This window comes from Desulfitispora alkaliphila, assembly GCF_050433185.1.
In the GTDB taxonomy this organism is placed as follows: Bacteria; Bacillota; Desulfitisporia; order Desulfitisporales; family Desulfitisporaceae; genus Desulfitispora; species Desulfitispora alkaliphila.
The window spans coordinates 25408-43023 of sequence record NZ_JBNPXS010000026.1 but is presented as its reverse complement, the minus strand read 5'-3'; the positions used below and the strand labels follow the sequence as shown (position 1 = coordinate 43023).

Here is a 17616-nt window from a genome sequence, read left to right as displayed (position 1 = left end):
TGCAATTAACTTAATGAACCGCCAAGTACCGAACGGTATGCTTGGTGGTGTGAGAGGACGGTAGATAAAATAATTATCTACCTCCTACTCGATGTTCTAAACTCAATTTTTCAGTATAGAATATAGTAAAAAGCATAAGGTGGAAAAGTATGATTTCGAGAAAGCTTGAATTATATAATAGTGCAGACCTATTAATTGAAAAAGTTATACAAAATTTAGATTTAGTCCAGATTACATTAGATGAAGTAATCAACTTAGATGAGTTGTACAATAAGGCTTTTGAAAGGGAAACAGGTAGTAATCACAATATGGAAAAACGAATTTTAAAGGTTATTATGACAAGGCTTCCCCCGCCAGTGGCAATGCAATCATTTCTTAATTTTAAGTCTAGACTTAATAAAATAATTAAACTGTACATTTTTCTTAAACAAAAAGTTATTGTTGAATATTTATACTATATCAAAACTATATACTCAAAACATCAAATTTTGATAAAGCTTACTAGACATAACGAAAACATAGTTTTTATAGTGCCTAATATTGATTTAAATATTAGCTTAAAACTTAAAGACACACTGATAAAAAACCATCGTGACTTATTGAGGCAAATTAGACCACAAAAATTTTCACAATTGTGACTTTTATGTTGACACAGTAAGATCTGTTGTGTAATATATATATAAATATAAATTAATAGATATACGCAAAAACTATGATGGAGAAAGTAGAAATTGAATTTCTTTTCAGAGAGCTGGTGGTAGGTGCGAATCAGCAGAAATCCAATTTTGAAAGCCACTCCGGAGTGATTGACTGAATAATATTAAGTCTATCCGCTTGGCTGGCGTTATAGCTAAGAGTTGAATTGCCTTTTTCTGGTGATTAACAAGGGTGGTACCGCGGGTGAAGTTTCTCGTCCCTATTTTTAGGGAGAGGAGCTTTTATTTTTTTTATAAGGAGGTTTAATAATGGAACAGCTTAAAGTTAAGATATTAGAAATTATTGAAAGAAACTGTAAGATTACTTCAAAAGATATCAGTATGATGTTGGGTATAAACACTGATGAAGTTGATCGGTTAATAGGTGAAATGGAACAGGAGAATATCATTCTTTGCTACCCTACCTTGATTAACTGGGAAAAGGCCGGTGGAGAAAATGTAACTGCTCTTATTGATGTAAAAGTTCAACCTCAAAGGGGAGTTGGGTTTGATACTGTTGCTGAAAGAATTTACCGTTTTCCAGAAGTAAAATCGGTATATTTAATGTCTGGAGGATATGATTTATCCTTGACAATTGAAGGAACTAGCATGAAAAAAGTAGCTCTCTTTGTGGCAGAAAAACTAGCAACATTAGAATTTGTACAGAGTACAACTACCCACTTTGTCTTAAAAAAGTATAAAGACAATGGAATTATTTATGAAGACAATGTGAGTGACAAAAGATTGGTGGTGAGCCCATAATGAGGCCGAAAATTGCGAAACAAGTTAAAAGTTTACCGCCCTCTGGTATCAGAAAGTTTTTTGATTTAGTAGTTTCCACCGAAGGAGTAATTTCTTTAGGTGTAGGTGAACCTGATTTCACAACCCCTTGGCACATTCGAGAGGCTAGCGTCCATACAATTGAAAAGGGCTATACTACCTATACATCAAATTATGGCTTATTAGAATTGCGAGAACAAATTGCTAAAAATAGTAACCGAAAATTTAATGTTCTATATAACCCTAAAACAGAAGTCCTTGTAACTGTAGGCGTTAGTGAAGCCTTGGATGTTGCCCTTCGAGCTATCCTAGATCCAGGTGATGAAGTATTAATACCAGAACCTTGTTTTGTTTCATATAACCCGTGTACGGTTCTAGCAGGCGGGAAACCAATAACAATAGAGACAACTGCTGAAACGGAGTTTAAAGTAACACCAGAGTTACTTAAGGAGCATATTTCTGACAAAACAAAAGTTCTTTTGCTTAGTTATCCCAATAACCCTACTGGATCTATTCTAACAGAATCAGAAATGCGAGAGATAGCTAAAGTAGTGTTTGAAAATGATTTACTAGTAATTTCAGATGAAATATACAGTGACCTAACCTTTGAAGGTGAACACACCTGTTTTGCCAGCCTTCCTGGAATGAGGGATAGAACAATTGTGCTTAATGGTTTTTCTAAGTCCTATGCCATGACCGGTTGGAGAATTGGCTATGCTATGGCCTGTGAAGAAATTATCGATGCTATGGTGAAAATACATCAATACAGCATCATGTGTGCCCCTGTAATGGGTCAGATGGCTGCTTTAGAGGCTTTGGCCACTGGCGAAGAAGACGTTAAGAAAATGTACAATGTTTACGATCAGAGAAGAAATCTAATTGTATCGAAGTTTAATAATATGGGATTAGAATGTCATACTCCAAAAGGTGCATTTTACGCCTTTCCTTCCATTAAAAATACAGGCTTTTCCTCTGAAGAGTTTGCCGAACGCTTGCTAATGGAGGAAAAAGTTGCAGTCGTTCCAGGTAATGCATTTGGATCCTGTGGTGAGGGATTTATTCGATGTGCCTATGCTTCATCCACTGAAAACATAGTAGAAGCTCTAAATAGAATAGAAGAATTTATAAAAAGAAATATAACCTGAGGTGAAATATGAAAATACAATTTATGGGTGCCGCAAAAAATGTAACAGGTTCATGTTTTTTACTTAGTACCGAAAAAAACAAGTTCTTAGTTGATTGTGGATTATTTCAAGGACCAAAAGAGGTAAAGGAATTAAACTATAATAATTTTGATTTCAATCCCGAGGAGATAGACTTTGTAATTTTAACCCATGCCCATATTGACCACAGCGGTCTAATACCTAAGCTAGTCAAACACGGTTTTAAAGGTAAAGTATACTGTACACCTACTACTCTAGAGCTTTGCAAGATTATGCTTCCAGACAGTGGTTATATTCAAGAGATGGAAGTAGAGAGAAAAAACAGAAAGAATATAAGAGCAGGAAGGGAACTAATAGAACCAATTTACACCTCAGATGATGCCTATGCTTCGATTAGTTATTTCGTTGAAGTTGATTATGATAAGCTGTTTACTATTACCGAAAATATAAAACTACGACTAAAAAACGCTGGACACATCTTGGGTTCCGCTATTGTAGAGCTGTGGTTGAAAGATGAAGCTAACCAACAGGAGAAAAAAATTGTATTTTCAGGAGATTTAGGCGATTGTAACCAGCCTATAATCAAAGATCCAGATACTATAACAGAAGCGGATTATTTGGTAATTGAGTCCACATATGGTCACAAAAATCGCGATAAAAGCAAGAGTAAAAAAGAGCAGCTAGAAGAAGTTATTGCTGAAACCATAAGATGTAAGGGCAATTTAATAATACCAGCTTTTGCTATTGAGAGAACACAGGACTTATTATACTATTTAAATCAGATTGAGCTTGAGGGTAAATCTGGAAATATGAGTATGTTTGTGGACAGTCCTCTTGCTATTTCAGCAACAGAGATTTTCTGTAAAAGTGATGATTACTTTGATCATAAAACTCAACTATTAAAAGATCAAACTAATGCTTGTCCTATTTTGCCAAAGGGTATAAAACTCACCAGATCAGCCGAAGAATCTATTAAACTTAATACTATAAAAAAGGGAGCTATAATTATATCTGCCAGTGGTATGTGTGAGGCAGGTAGGATCAAGCACCATTTAAAACACAATTTATGGCGCAGGGAATGCACAATTTTATTTGTAGGCTATCAAGCAATTGGTACTTTAGGCAGGAGAATTATAAACGGAGAAGAGAGAGTTAGGATTCATGGTGAGGAAATTGCAGTGAAAGCCCAAATTAAAAATATAGAAGGCTTTTCAGCTCATGCAGATCAAAACGCATTAATAAATTGGATTGATGCATTTACCGTAAAGCCAAGAAGAATTTTTGTGACCCACGGTGAAGAACAAAACAGCAGTATATTTGCTGAAAAAATTTCAACTAAATTTGGCATAGAAGCAGTTGTTCCTAGTAGACTAGATGTGGTAAAATTATAAATAAGGAGGCACTTTTAGATTAGTTATTTTGTTTATTTACTAGAATGTAGTGATGGTACATTATATACAGGTTATACTAACAACATCAATAAGCGTTTAGCGACACACAATAGTGGTAAAGGAGCTAAATATACTCGTAGTCGTTTACCCGTAAAAATAGTATATTGTGAAGAACACTTTACAAAATCTGCGGCTTTAAAAAGAGAATATATCATTAGAAAAATGTCAAGGCAAAAAAAAGAAGAACTTGTAAAAAAGCACCTACTTTCATGAAGGTGCTTTTATTATTCCAAATATGTATCTAAAGTGTTATAATAATTAAATAGGAGGGCAGAAAATGATTAATCAAAATGAACAATTAGGATTGGAAATGATGACTAACAGCTTGATTTTGCCCAGCTTGTTAATCAAACACTATAATTTAGTTGGCTTAACTGATGTTGAATTGTTAGTCTTGTTAAAGATATTGAGTATCAATAAGGATGATATTGACAACCACGAGTATTTACTTCGGTTGCCAGAAGCAATGAGTTCTGAACGAGCAGAAATAAAGAATTCAGTTGCCAGTCTGATGGAAAAGGGTCTGCTCACAATTAACGCTGAGCCTAGAATGGACATGCTCTATAAGCTCTTAGAAGACATTTGGGAAAAAGAAAATGCTCAGGGAGATGAAGGGCAATTATCAGCTAAAGTGGCAGATAGTTTATTTACCATCTTCGAACAAGAATTTGGTAGGCTTTTAACACCTATGGAGGCTAGTCAAATAAATATGTGGCTTACTGAAGATAAATATAATTATGATATTATTAAAGAGGCATTAAAGAGATCTGTATTAAGAGGGGTATTAAATTTCAAATATGTAGATTCTATTTTGAGAGAGTGGGCAAAAAAGAACTTTAAAACAGTTAAAGAAATCAAGGCATATGAAGCTAGCTATGGCAATAAACGCACTGGTAAAAGTGCTAAAGAACCAAAGCGAGATAGTTTAGACGATAAATATAACGATATATATATGACATAGGTTGTGATGTTCATGGTAAATTCTAAGTATAGTTGTCAGCAATGTAAAGATAGAGGTCTTATTATAAAAAATAAAGAGTATGCAGTTCCTTGTAATTGTGTTAAACAAAAGTCCATAGCTAAGCACTTTCAGTTTGCCAATATGAGTAAGGAATTGCTTAGATGTACTTTTAATAATTTTTCTTTGGATTTCTATTCTGAAACTGATTATGACCACCACTCTGGAAATAACTCATATAAGAAACTAGCCTTAAATGCGCTTCAGGCCAGTAGAAGGTTTTGTGCTGATTATTTACAAGGTCACAAAGGAAGTGGACTAATGTTTACTGGCCAAGTAGGGTCTGGTAAAACTTTTTTAGCTGCAGCAATCGCTAATGAGCTTTTAAAGAGCAAAGTGAATGTTTTATTTGCTGTAGTTCCAGATTTATTAGATGAAATAAAGAGTACATTTAATAATAATTATAAATCAGATAACACTAAAGATGAGTTAAACCTCTTGAAAAAATTACGTGATGTAGATGTATTAATATTAGATGACTTAGGTGTGCATAATTACACTCAATGGAGCAATAATAAAATTTACAGTATTGTTAATTATCGGGTAAACAATTCCTTACCAACAATTATAACTACAAATTTAAGTTTAAGAGAAATGGAGGAATTGTTAGGTGAGAGGACCACATCTAGAATAATTCAAATGTGTCATGTCTATAGACTTATGGTGTCTAAGGATATTAGACATATTCTCCGTAAGAAAGCAAGTACTAACTATAAATAGCGTTTTAGATTCTTTTTTACAGCTGAGGCAACCATTACATCATATATGTAATTTTGATTAGGGAAAAATAAGATTGAGTATTCCTAATCAGAGCTGTAAAGGAGGAAGCATAATGATTGAGATAACTGGAAAATGCCGTCATAATATCTATTTTAATAATGACGATCCCTGTACTAGATGTGCATTTTGTACAATTGATGGAAACGATTACTCTGACTTTAGACAAGGAAAACCATCTATTTGTGACGATTAAAAATGTGCGATCTCTTCCTAACCAATGCACTAGCATTGGTTTTCTTTTGTTATTAATATACCATTTAATGGGAGATAATAGTAATAGTAGCACTATAACGCAGATTGGGGGGAGAAAATTTGAAACGATTATTAATTTTATTGCTGATCTTAATGATGACAACCACAGGCTGTACAATTCCACTTACAGATTTACCCAAACCTGAAATACCTGTAACCTCAACTATCTATGATAAAAACCAAAACGAAATTTCTTCACTATTTGAAGAGTATAGATTAGAGGTTCCCATAGAGGAGGTTTCACCATATTTTTTGAAAGCTCTTTTGGCATCAGAAGATCATCGTTTTTTCGAACATCGAGGAGTGAATTTACAAGCAATAGCAAGAGCTACAATACGTAATATTAGGGCTAGACGTACTGTGGAAGGTGGTAGTACGATTACTCAACAAACAGCTAAAAACTTATTTCTGTCACCGGACCGCACAATGAGTCGAAAAATAAACGAGCTTTTTCTCACATTAAAGTTAGAAAGAACCTATACTAAAAAAGAAATTTTGGAAATGTACATTAATCTCGCTTTTTTCGGTCATGGAGGTTATGGTATAGAAGTTGCTGCTCAAACTTACTTTGGGAAATCAGCAAATGAATTAACCCTGGCTGAAAGTGCTGGCTTAGTAGGGCTATTACCAGGCCCAGCTTTTTACTCTCCATTTACAAATATGGATGCTTTTAAAGAAAGACAAGCCGTAGTATTAAATAGAATGGTTACTTTAGAAGTGATCACACCTGAAGAGGCAGAGGATGCAAAAGAAGAGGAAATAGTATTAAATCACAATAGAGAAAGAGTTAGAGAGGCACCATATTTTGTTCAAGAGATTATTAGTTATATAACAGATAAATACGATAATGGGCACGAAATGTTATACCGTGGTGGGCTACAAATTCACACAAGTTTAGACTTAGAAATGCAAAAGTACGCAGAACAAGCTCTACAACAGGGCTTAGCGGAATTTGAGCCTGAATTAGAAGGAGCGCTAGTAGCTATAGAGCCTAAAACGGGCTTAGTGAGAGCCATGGTAGGAGGTAGGGATTATTCTAGAAGCCAACGCAATAGAGTGATGGATTCAGATAGACCTCAACCTGCATCAGCCTTTAAGCCATTTTTATATGCTGCAGCTATTGGCAATGGTTTTACTTCAGCAGATATTATTAAAGATGAACCGATTAGCTTTGAACTGGCTTCAGGTCAAACATGGGAGCCAAAAAACTATGGAGCAATAGATTATTACAATAGAAACTTTACCCTTAAAGAAGCACTAATGAAATCAAATAATGTCGTTGCTGCAAGATTAATTGACAAGGTTGGCCCGGAAACAGTTGTCAGATATGCAAACAACTTGGGTATTAAAAGTACTTTATCACCTGTTTTGTCATTATCTCTAGGAACTTCCGAGGTATCTCCTTATGAGTTGACAGTAGGTTTTTCTACTTTAGCAAATCAAGGGGTTAAAGTTGAACCTATAATGGTTACAAAAATAATTGACCGTAATGGTATAGTACTTGAAGAAAACTCAACCTATAGAGAAATAGCTATTGATAAAAGGGTAGCATATATAGTAACAGACATGTTGAAAAGTGTGTTAGAACCAGGAGGCACTGGGGCAAATCTGAGAAATATATTTAATAGGCCAGCTGCCGGCAAGACTGGTACCTCGCAGGATTATCGAGATGCCTGGTTTGTCGGATACACCCCTGATTTAGTTGCAGGAGTTTATGTAGGTTATGACGACCCAAAGTCTATTGGACGGCCAGGTGGAGCTCTAGCAGGACCTATATGGGCAAACTTTATGGAAAACTCCCATAAAAATATAGAGGTTAGGGACTTTGAAGTACCAAGTGGAATTATAGAAAAAACTATATCTATGGAAAGTGGAAAGCTTGCCACAGATTATTGTCCAGAGAGAATTAATGCTACCTTTATCCAAGGGACTGAACCCACTGAAATCTGTGATTTGCATAAAAGAGGTCAATCTTCTGCACCCGAAGAGGATAGTCAAAGGGATAGTGAAAGAGGAAATCAAAACTTTTTTGATTGGTTCTTTAATTGGAACTAAAATATATATTGCAAAATATATATATGTGGTGTAATGTAATTATGTAATTTTAGAGTTAGGGGTGATAGTTATGTGGAAAGGAAATCAAGAGAGGACGCCTATAGTTGAAGCAGTTAATAAATATGTAGAAGATAAAATTATTCCTTTTCATGTACCTGGTCATAAACAAGGTTTAGGCAATACTGAACTGAGAGATTATCTTGGCTCTAAAGCTCTAGAAATTGATTTGACCTGCATGGAAAATTTGGATAACATTTGTAATCCACTGGGGGCTATTAAAGAAGCTCAAGAGCTAGCAGCTGAAGTTTATAAAGCAGATCACTCCTATTTCTTGGTCAATGGCACAACTTCTGGCATTCAAGGAATGATTATGAGTGTATGCAAGCCAGGGGAAAAGATTATTATTCCTCGCAATGCTCATAAATCAGCTGTCAGTGGCATTATCTTAAGTGGAGCAATTCCAATTTATATTGAACCAGAAATAAGTATAGAGTATGGTATGGCATTACAAATAACACCGGAGAAAGTAGAATATACACTAAAAATGCATCCCGATGCTAAAGCTGTATTTGTTATTAACCCTACGTACTATGGTGTGGTCTCTGACCTAAAGGGAATTGTAGATGTAGCCCATTCCCATGGAATTCCTGTTGTAGTAGATGAAGCTCACGGAAGTCACTTGTACTTTAGTTCTCAGTTACCTATGTCCGCCATGGAAGCAGGAGCTGATTTGGCTGCAGTAAGTACTCACAAACTGGCAGGATCTATGACGCAGAGTTCTATTTTATTATTAAACGAAGGGTTAATTAGTCAAAAGCACGTCAAGTCTGTTTTAAACTTAATGCAAACTACTAGCCCATCTTACATTTTACTTGTATCTCTAGACATTGCTCGTAAGCAGATGGCTTTAAGTGGGCGAGAAATGATCGCTAATACTATGACCATCTCGGAAAAAATATGCTATGAGATAAGAAAGATGGAAGGGATAGCTTTAATAGAAGATAAATTAGCTGAACATAACAGCTTTTATGGCTTTGATAAAACTAAAATAACTATAAATGTAAAAGGCCTAGGTCTTTCTGGGTATGATGTTGAAAAAATACTGCGAGATAAATATGGAATCCAGGTAGAGCTATCAGATCTTTTCAATGTAATCTTTCTAATCTCAATCGGAGATAACATGGATAAAGCTGAGGTGCTCATTACTGCACTTAGAGACATGATAAAGTCACACTCGAAACAAAAAGTTCTAAAATACAGTGTACAGTTACCAGAGATCCCAAATCTATCGGTTTCGCCTCAAGAAGCCTTTTATAGTGAAACCAAAACAGTAAGATTAGATCAGGCAGCTGGTGAGATAAGTGCAGAAATGATAATGGCATATCCCCCAGGAATCCCAATAATATGTCCAGGAGAACGGATTACTGAGGGAGTAATTAATTATGTTAAGGTATTAAAAATAGAGAAAGCAGATTTGCAGGGTCCTGAAGATCCTTTAATAGAAAATATCAAGGTCTTAGAAAATAGATTAATTTTAGTAAATGATGATTTATGTGGAGAAGGAGACGTGAATGATAATGTCATCTGAAATTCCAAAGACTAATTTTGCAATTATTGGAGGTTCTAGTACACTTTCAATTAATTTTCCTGAAGATGTTGACCCTGAAGTTAAAGTAATTGCATCGGATTTAATATTTCAAACTCCTTATGGGGAAAGTCCAAAGTTTAAGCTTCTTGAAATTAATGCAAAAAAGATTCTACTATGTAAAATGCACGGGTGGAGACCAGGAGTTCCGAGAAGAGATGCCTCTCTTCAAATCTTTTGGGTATTTTATAAGGCTGGAGTTAAGAGTATAATCGCCGAAGGAGGCGTTGGTAGTATTAACCACTTATTAAAGCCAAGAGACCTAGTTATACCCAATGACTACATTGATCACTCTATGAGAAAAGATGTAACATTAGACTTGGGTTACCTCTCAATTATGAGAAACCCAGTTTGTCCTCATACTAGTAAGATTTTATATGAAACCGCATTAAAAAATACTGACGCCAATGTATTTAGTAGAGGCAATTATGTAGTTACAGATGGGAAGCACTTTGAAAGTGTAGCAGAGGTCCATTCCTTCAAGCTAATGAGCGGAGATATTATCGGTCAGAGTATGTGTCCTGAAGTTTACTTAAGTAGAGAGATTGGCGCTTGCTATGGGCGAGTAGACATGGTAGTAAACTATGCAGAAGGTATAATATGCGACTGGGAGCATGCTGAATTAAAGGATATCTTCTACAACGAGTCAGTGCGTATAGGATCAATCGTATTAACTACTATGATACAGCTGACCCAAGAAGTGGAAACATCTAGATGTGAGTGCAAAGACTTACGTAAAAAAACTTTATTAAAGATAGATTAGAACAAAGCTAACGGCTTTGTTCTATTTTTTTTATCCGTTTCTATAATTATTATGAGGTGATTTCTGTGGAAGGGCTGACTTCGATAGTTATACTAGCTCTAAATATTTTTATTGTCCTTAGAATTTATTGGTGGATAGTTGTCAGGTTAATGAAGCTGAAAGAATTAAATATAATGCAACCATCCCGGGTACTAATTACTGTAGCTACAATTCTCGCAATGGGTATTTCCTTTATTATTTTTACCTTTGGCTTAAGTTATTTTATGATTAATAATTATGGGTTTAGAGAAAACTACATAATTTCTGCTAGTGATAGCGTACCTTTAACTAAGTTAGATATGCATTTGTTTTTATACTTTAGTGCAGCAACGTATTTCTCTTTAGGGTATGGAGACTTTGTCCCTTCAGGCAATATAATGTACCTACTAGTATTTCTTCAAACTTTACTGGGCTATGTAACTTCTGGATTAATTTTGGCTTATGCTTTTGATATTTTTATCAAGACAACAAAACCGTAAAAAAATTAACTAGAAACTCATTGTAAAAGCTATTGTCCTATGTTATATTGTATTTAAGATATTGTATACAGTATTTTAGCGAGGAGGCGTAAATATGGACTACCTTGTTACCTGGATTGAAGGAGAAGAAGTACACTATAAATTCACCACAGAAGTGGGACTAAGCGACTTATTAAGTGAAAAACATAACTGCATTTATACAAAAGTAAACTAATTTAATGAAACCTGGCTAACTGACAAAGTTAGCTTTTTTTTTGCCTCTTTTAAAGTTGAAAACTATACTTTTAGAAGGATAATAAATACATACAAAGAAATATATAGTTAAGATGAAATATCAGGTAAAGGTGGTTAGATATATGGATATACAAGCAAATAAAAATTATAACCTAGATAACACCTACGCGATAGCCTTACAAAAACTGCTTTCTATGTCTTTTGATGAGATTGCCTGGAAGTCGGGTGCAACTTATGATGAAAATTCGGGAAAGTTAGAATTACAGTACTTAAATGGTTTTGTCTATTTAGATCAGAATGGACATATGACTTTTAGTGATGTAGAGCCAAACTTACAGGAAAGAATAGCTATTCTTCACTATTTGTGCAAAGCCGATGGTGCACCTCGAGTACCTGATAAAGTTATATCCTACAAAGAGCTAGAAGGAGGAGATATTTATATTGGTCCCTTTACCAATAGGGCCATTAACCCATTAATTAAGATATTTGGAGAAAACCCAAAAGAGCTACATAAATTACTTGAAGTTTGGCCAGGAGTAAAAGCGCCCTATGGCGATTTTAGCATTGAAGTAAAGGTATTTCCATTGGTGCATATATATTATGTTCTTTGGGAGGGCGATGATGAATTTCCACCTAATGGAAACATATTGTTTGACGTTAATACAAATAATTATTTATCTACAGAGGATGCTGCTGTTATAGCAAGCAATTTAGTCTATAAAATGCCTAAACTATAGGACCTTAATTGCATCATCATTGAAGGTTACATTTATTGTTATTGAAAAAATAAAATACTAAAAAACAAAGGATTGTATAGTAGGAGGTACAATAATGAAATCAAAAATTAGAGATATTAACTTAGCACCTATGGGTAAAATAAAAATAGATTGGGTTAAAGAACATATGCCCGTTTTAAATGAGCTTAGAGAAGATTTTGTCCAGAAACAAATTTTTGCCAATAAGAAAATTGTAATGTGTATGCATTTGGAAGCAAAAACCGCTTATTTAGCCAGGATAATACATGAGGCTGGAGGAGATTTAACTGTTGTAGCAAGTAACCCTTTATCTACTCAGGACGATGTAGTAGCAGCTTTAGTAGAAGAGGGAATAACAGCTTTCGCATGGCATGGAGCTACTGATAGCGAATATCAAGACCACATTAAATCCGCCCTTGCTTGTGAACCAGATTTGATTATTGATGATGGTGGAGACCTGGTAGCTACTTTACACACTAGCTGTAAAGAGTATGCTAATAACTTAATTGGCGGTACAGAAGAAACTACAACAGGAGTACTTAGGCTAAAATCTATGGCTAAAGAAGGAGAATTGAACTTTCCTGTTATAGCTGTTAACGATGCTTTTAGTAAATATCTCTTTGACAATCGTTATGGTACCGGACAATCTGTGTGGGATGGAATAATGAGAACTACGAATTTAGTAGTCGCAGGTAAGACTGTAGTTGTCAATGGTTATGGATGGTGTGGTAAGGGTATTGCAATGAGAGCTAAGGGCTTAGGTGCAAAGGTAATTGTTACAGAAATTGATACTATTAAAGCAAATGAAGCCATTATGGACGGATTTTCTGTCATGCCCATGATAGAAGCAGCAAAATTTGGCGATTTTTTTGTAACAGTTACTGGAAATAAAGATGTAATTAGAAAAGAACATTTAGAGGTAATTAAAGATAAAGCGATAATGTGTAATGCGGGTCATTTCGATGTGGAAATATCCAAAAAAGACCTAAACTCATTAGCAGTAAAATCTAGATTAGTTCGAGATAACGTTCAAGAATTTACACTTGAAGACGGCAGAATCGTTTATTTACTAGCAGAGGGCAGATTAGTTAACTTAGCTTCCGGAGATGGGCATCCTGCTGAAATTATGGATATGAGCTTTGCCCTTCAAGCACTATCTTTAAGATATGTACTTGAGAATCACGATAAAATGGGAAGTGGTGTACATGACGTTCCAGATAACTTAGATGAAAGAGTAGCAGCATTGAGATTAAAAGCTCTTGGTATTGAAATTGATACACTAACACCAGAACAAGAAAAGTATCTTAATAGCTGGCAAGAATAATAAAGAAGCAAGTATACAAGAGATTGGCAAATAAGCCAGTCTCTTTTTGTATTTACAATAGTCTTTTTGTTAAAAATAACTTTATCAAATGATTCTGAGGAGTGGTTGTGTGGTAGCAAAAGGGCTGGATCCTGTTATTATAGTTGGCGGCGGACTTGCTGGGTTGACAGCTGCGGTGCGCTTAGCTGAGAAAAGGATAAAAGTAAAGATTATTTCTCTTTGTCCAACAAGGAGATCTCACTCAGCTTGTGCTCAAGGAGGTATTAATGCTGTATTTGACACGATTCACCAAGGAGATTCAACTTATGAGCACTTTTTAGATACTATTTACGGAGGTGACTATTTGGCCAATCAGTCATCTGTAAAACAAATGTGTGAATCTGCTCCTGAAATAATTAACTATATGATTCAAATGGGAGTTGCCTATAATAGAAAAGAGAACGGTGAATTAGACTTGAGAATGTTTGGTGGTGGTAAGAAGAACAGAACTGTATATGCTGGCACTACTACAGGTCAGCAAATGCTTCATTGCTGCGATGAACAAGTGCAAAAATGGATGGAGCAAGGCATGATTGAGAAATATGAAAGCTGGGAGTTTGTATCTTTAATCAAGGATGATAATCGTTGTAATGGAGTAGTAGTTCAAAATGTTGACACATTAGAGTTGAAATCGTTTAGAAGTAATGCAGTAATACTGGCGACTGGTGGAGCTGGGTATATTTACGGTAAAAGCACTAACTCATTAATTAATACTGGAGCTGCAGCTAGCTCTGTCTATCAGCAAGGTGTATTGTTTGCCAATGGTGAATTTGTTCAAATTCACCCTACAGGAATTCAAGGTAGAGATAAAATTCATTTGATTTCTGAAGCAGCTAGAGGTGAAGGGGGTAGAATATGGACTTATAAGGACAACAAGCCCTGGTACTTTTTAGAGGAAATGTATCCTGAGTATGGCAATTTAGTTCCTCGGGATATAGCTGCTAGAGCAATCTACGAAGTTTGTGTCAAACAAAGGTTGGGAGTAGATGGAGAGAAACAGGTTTATTTAGATTTAAGAGATGTAGATGAAAGCATACTGCAAAATAGACTTGCTGGAGTTGCAAATACATGTAAAAATTTTTATTCGATTGATCCAAAAAAAGAGCCAATCAAAGTTTTTCCAGCAGTTCATTACTTTATGGGTGGTCTTCATGTTGATAATTACCATATGACAAATATAAAGGGCCTATTTTCAATAGGCGAATGCGACTACATGTATCACGGAGCAAATAGATTAGGTGCTAACTCCCTTTTAGCCGCCATTTACAGCGGCTTTAAAGTTGCTCCACATGTACTAGACTATATCTTGGGTATGGAAAGCAAAGATGACAAGTTGTGGCAAAGGACAGAACATGATGTCATTACTAGTACCAAAGAAGAATATGAAAGAATAAAACATATGAATGGCAATGAGAGTCCTTATAAACTTCATCAAGAAATGGGCACTCTAATGAGTGAGTACGCTTTTATTGAGAGAAATAATAGAGATTTACAAAAGGCTGATGAAAAACTACAAGAATTACAAGAAAGATGGGATAATATTACTATTAACTCTTCTGGGAATTGGGGTGCTAGTAGTATTCTATTTGTTCGTCAATTGAGACATATGATGGAATTAGCTCGGGTTGTAGTTATTAGTGCATTACACAGAAATGAAAGCCGTGGAGCTCATTATAAGCCAGAGTTTCCTTATAGGGATGATGATAAATGGCTTAAAACAACTTTAGCAAAATGGACACCACAGGGTCCTAAAATTAGCTACCAGGAAGTAGATACATCGTTTATCACCCCTGGAACTCGCAGCTACGATACCAAAGGGAGGTAATTTAATGGACGAAAAAGTAACCCTTAAAATCAAACGCCAGCAACACTCAAGTAAAGCACACTGGGAAAAATTCGAATTACCAAAAGAAAAAGGAAAAAGTATCGTAGTATGCTTACAAGAAATAAGAGATAACCCAGTTACTATTGACGGTAAAGTCACTACTCCAGTTATTTGGGAATGTAATTGCTTAGAGGAGATGTGTGGAGCTTGCATTATGATGATAAATGGCACTCCCAAGCAAGCCTGTTCTACACTCATCGATAATATAGAAGGAGAAGAAGTTATAATAGAGCCACTCAGCAAATTTCCAGTTATAACTGACTTAAAAGTAGATAGGTCATCTATTTATAACAGTAATTATCTAATAAATGGATGGATAGAAACTGAAAACAATACTGAGAACCCAGTTTATGATCAATGCTTCAAACAATTATCTGATGAAGTAACACAGTGCATCTCCTGTGGAGCCTGTTACGAAGTGTGCCCCAATTATTCATCTAAAGCAGAATTTGTTGGCCCAGCACTTCTGCCACAGCTTAATAGATTAATCAATCACCCTTTGGGAAAACCTCAAAAAGTAGCTAGGCTAAAAAAAGTGGCCGGTAACGGCAAAATACAATGTGATAGCTCAAAAAATTGTACTGAAGTTTGTCCAAAAGGGATTGGTATAACAAATTACATTATGGAACTAAAAAAAGAACTTAGAAATATTTGAAAGAAGGCTTTTAATAAAAAGTGAAAAGTGATAAAATGGTTTTGATTACAATGTAGTAAGCAGGAGGAATATAATTATTATGAAGCTTTATCCAATTGCACTAAACGTATCTAGCCAAATTCTTATCGGGAGGATAAAGGCATGAGTAAAAGCTTTAACATAAGCATTATCCCGAACTTATTTACTTTATCTAATTTGTTATTGGGTATCCTGGCTTTAATTTTAACTATGGATAATCAATTTAGATTAGCAGCTTTTTTAATTCTTATCTCAGTTGTCCTAGATGCAATGGACGGTAAAGTCGCCCGTCGACTAGATGCAACTACTTCTTTTGGAAAAGAACTTGACTCTCTGTCGGATTTAGTTTCCTTCGGGGTTGCACCAGCTATTTTACTTTATGCATCTGTTTTACAAGGGGGATTTGGTGTATTTGGTCTTGCCGTAGCTGTTTCTTTTGCCCTTTGCGGAGCAATTCGCTTGGCTAGATTTAATACTTTAAATATCACTGATTATTTTATCGGAGTTCCCATTACCTTTGCTGGTGGTGTAGTTGCGCTTATCATAGCTACAGGTATTGCTTTACCAACATGGTTTTATTTAGTATTAACAGCTGTATTAGCTTACCTAATGATTAGTAATTTTAGAGTACCTAAGTTTTAACTACATAAAAATAAGCTATTGACTAAAGTCAATAGCTTATTTTTGTGCTATACCTAATTTTTTGCGATATGCAACTATTCTCGAGCGATAATATTTTAATGTTTGAAAATTGGGTTGGTGTTTTGAGTTTTCCTTTTGTAATAGTTCTTGGTAGAGTTTGAGATTATTCACCGCTTGCATCTTTTCGAAGGCGCTTAACACTGGATTATATCTCATCTATATTACATCCCCTTTTGCCATTATTTTATAGTTATTATTACCCTTTTACATTTCTTTTATAAACATTAAACAAACAAGACACAAATTGGAATAAATTCATCTCAATTACATATATTTCTACTATTAAATATGAACTAAAGTAGGGGTTAATTATGGGTGAGTTTATACTACTAATACTACTAAGTCACACTTTAGGTAGAATTAACTATAAGTTTTTTGTGAAAGGTACAAGTAATTATATCGAAGTCCTAAAACAATGTGGACTGCCGTTATTTTTAATAGCTCTTCTTTGGGAATTAATAAAGGGGGGAGCCCTTTCTCTTGTGTTAGTAAACTATAACTTGCCTTTAGAGATAATAGTTCTCTACGGATTAATTTTTTTCTTGGCTAACTACTCTGGCCATAATAATGATAATATACCAGTTTTAATATTAGCTCCTCTAGGATTTATGTATATTTATGAACCTCACCTAGTTAATACTCTTTTGTGCTCTTGGCTCATGATTATCTTGATTACTAAGAGTTTAAGTGTATGCCTATACTTAGTTCCATTAACTGCTTTAGCTTCATTTTTCATTTTCAATAATAGTTTCTTACTATTATATTTCTTATCGATTTTAATCTTTATTTTTTATTTGTTTGTTCGCAAGAGTAAAGTTGAAAAAAGGGAATTCACAATTTTAAATTGAATGCTCACCATTTTTCATTTTATCTCATACTATAAG

The 17616-nt window shown here is 34.9% G+C and carries 17 protein-coding genes and 1 other annotated feature; all 17 genes read left to right on the top strand.

Going from position 1 to position 17616, the window contains the following annotated elements:
- Positions 1-149 precede the first annotated feature (149 nt).
- The 17 genes from GGQ84_RS10265 to pssA all read left to right on the top strand — a co-directional run bounded on the left by GGQ84_RS10265 (position 150) and on the right by pssA (position 16672).
- Positions 150-638, top strand: coding sequence for a hypothetical protein (locus tag GGQ84_RS10265; protein ID WP_429162314.1), 489 nt, complete (start codon positions 150-152; stop codon positions 636-638).
- 65 nt (positions 639-703) lie between these two features.
- Positions 704-921, top strand: a binding site (T-box leader).
- Between the two features lie 44 nt (positions 922-965).
- On the top strand, positions 966-1457 hold the full coding sequence (locus GGQ84_RS10260) for an Lrp/AsnC family transcriptional regulator (protein WP_429162312.1): 492 nt from the start codon (positions 966-968) through the stop codon (positions 1455-1457).
- A complete protein-coding gene (locus tag GGQ84_RS10255) occupies positions 1457-2620 on the top strand; it encodes an aminotransferase class I/II-fold pyridoxal phosphate-dependent enzyme (RefSeq protein ID WP_429162310.1) in 1164 nt (387 codons plus the stop codon). The genes GGQ84_RS10260 and GGQ84_RS10255 overlap by 1 nt, the downstream gene beginning before the upstream one ends.
- Before the next feature lie 8 nt (positions 2621-2628).
- Positions 2629-4029, top strand: a complete 1401-nt coding sequence (locus tag GGQ84_RS10250; protein WP_429162308.1) for an MBL fold metallo-hydrolase RNA specificity domain-containing protein — start codon at positions 2629-2631, stop codon at positions 4027-4029.
- Positions 4030-4047: 18 nt separating this feature from the next.
- Positions 4048-4302, top strand: coding sequence for a GIY-YIG nuclease family protein (locus tag GGQ84_RS10245; protein ID WP_429162322.1), 255 nt, complete (start codon positions 4048-4050; stop codon positions 4300-4302).
- A gap of 64 nt (positions 4303-4366) precedes the next feature.
- A complete protein-coding gene (locus GGQ84_RS10240) occupies positions 4367-5050 on the top strand; it encodes a DnaD domain-containing protein (RefSeq protein ID WP_429162306.1) in 684 nt (227 codons plus the stop codon).
- Between the two features lie 6 nt (positions 5051-5056).
- A complete protein-coding gene (locus tag GGQ84_RS10235; protein WP_429162320.1) occupies positions 5057-5827 on the top strand; it encodes an ATP-binding protein in 771 nt (256 codons plus the stop codon).
- A 73-nt stretch (positions 5828-5900) separates the two neighbouring features.
- Entirely contained in the window at positions 5901-6080 is a 180-nt protein-coding gene (locus GGQ84_RS10230) for a hypothetical protein (protein WP_429162305.1), read from the top strand.
- Between the two features lie 119 nt (positions 6081-6199).
- Positions 6200-8194: a transglycosylase domain-containing protein gene (locus tag GGQ84_RS10225; protein WP_429162304.1), complete on the top strand. Its 1995-nt coding sequence runs from the start codon at positions 6200-6202 to the stop codon at positions 8192-8194.
- Between the two features lie 70 nt (positions 8195-8264).
- Positions 8265-9782: an aminotransferase class I/II-fold pyridoxal phosphate-dependent enzyme gene (locus GGQ84_RS10220; RefSeq protein WP_429162302.1), complete on the top strand. Its 1518-nt coding sequence runs from the start codon at positions 8265-8267 to the stop codon at positions 9780-9782.
- Positions 9769-10602, top strand: coding sequence for an MTAP family purine nucleoside phosphorylase (locus tag GGQ84_RS10215; protein ID WP_429162318.1), 834 nt, complete (start codon positions 9769-9771; stop codon positions 10600-10602). The genes GGQ84_RS10220 and GGQ84_RS10215 overlap by 14 nt, the downstream gene beginning before the upstream one ends.
- A gap of 65 nt (positions 10603-10667) precedes the next feature.
- Complete coding sequence (locus GGQ84_RS10210) at positions 10668-11120, top strand: hypothetical protein (RefSeq protein ID WP_429162301.1); 453 nt, start codon at positions 10668-10670, stop codon at positions 11118-11120.
- Positions 11121-11476: 356 nt separating this feature from the next.
- The gene (locus tag GGQ84_RS10205; protein ID WP_429162299.1) at positions 11477-12091 is read left to right on the top strand and encodes a DUF3786 domain-containing protein; all 615 of its coding nucleotides are present in this window, start codon (positions 11477-11479) and stop codon (positions 12089-12091) included.
- 94 nt (positions 12092-12185) lie between these two features.
- Entirely contained in the window at positions 12186-13433 is a 1248-nt protein-coding gene (locus GGQ84_RS10200) for an adenosylhomocysteinase (RefSeq protein WP_429162297.1), read from the top strand.
- 109 nt (positions 13434-13542) lie between these two features.
- Positions 13543-15297 (top strand): succinate dehydrogenase (quinone) flavoprotein subunit, encoded by a 1755-nt coding sequence (sdhA, locus tag GGQ84_RS10195; protein ID WP_429162295.1) that lies wholly within the window; start codon positions 13543-13545, stop codon positions 15295-15297.
- Between the two features lie 4 nt (positions 15298-15301).
- On the top strand, positions 15302-16012 hold the full coding sequence (locus GGQ84_RS10190; RefSeq protein WP_429162293.1) for a 2Fe-2S iron-sulfur cluster-binding protein: 711 nt from the start codon (positions 15302-15304) through the stop codon (positions 16010-16012).
- Between the two features lie 141 nt (positions 16013-16153).
- Entirely contained in the window at positions 16154-16672 is a 519-nt protein-coding gene (gene pssA / locus GGQ84_RS10185) for a CDP-diacylglycerol--serine O-phosphatidyltransferase (RefSeq protein ID WP_429162292.1), read from the top strand.
- Positions 16673-17616: the final 944 nt, after the last annotated feature.